General features: G+C 71.0%; 1 protein-coding gene. It reads right to left on the reverse strand.

The genetic code is table 11. The features are described from left to right. Window positions 1-669 (reverse strand): AfsR/SARP family transcriptional regulator (locus GPA_RS18565; RefSeq protein WP_041238660.1); only part of this gene is annotated, 669 nt, incomplete at both ends.

A 669-nucleotide genomic window follows, 5' to 3' on the forward strand; every position in this document is an offset into this window, starting at 1 on the left:
GGCGAACCACAGCCCCTCCTGCGCGTCGTCCGCCGCGACGAGGCGGTCGGCGGCTGCCACCAGCGCGTCCACGAGCTGCATGCGGCGGTCTTTGCGCGCTTGCACGACGAACTCGTTGTCCTGCTCGCTCGGCATGAGGTCGTCGGCGAACGCCTCGTCGATCTCCGCGTAGAGCTGCGCCCATCCGTCGGCTCCCGGCTGGCCGAACAGCAGCATGCGGCATACGGTGTCGAACCGCGCGACGTCGGTGACGATCAGGCGCTCGTCCAACCGGCAGCCGTTCTGCTGGCGTACGAGGTAGGGGCATGCGCCCGACGGCCCCGACAGCGCACGGCGCAGATGCGACCATACCGAGTAGAAGTTCTTGCGCGCCGAGTCCGTCTCGCTCTCGGGCCACATGATGCCCACGAGGCGGTCGCGCGGGAACTCGCGGCCCCGGTTCAGCACGAGCAGCGTCAGCAGCGTCTTCACCTTCTGGCGGCGGAAGCGGCCCGGATCGACCGGGGTGTCGCCGATGCGCACGTCCAGCCCGCCGAACAGGTTGACGGTGAGCAGGGGCACCATGGTGGGTGCGCGGCCCTCCTTGGGCAGGTAGCGCCCGTCGAGGTACGCGTCGGGACGCGTGGCCGCGCGCTCCGCACGTCGCTCGGCGCTCTCGCGGGCTGAGCG

The sequence above is a fragment of the Gordonibacter pamelaeae 7-10-1-b genome (assembly GCF_000210055.1).
Classification (GTDB): Bacteria; Actinomycetota; Coriobacteriia; order Coriobacteriales; family Eggerthellaceae; genus Gordonibacter; species Gordonibacter pamelaeae.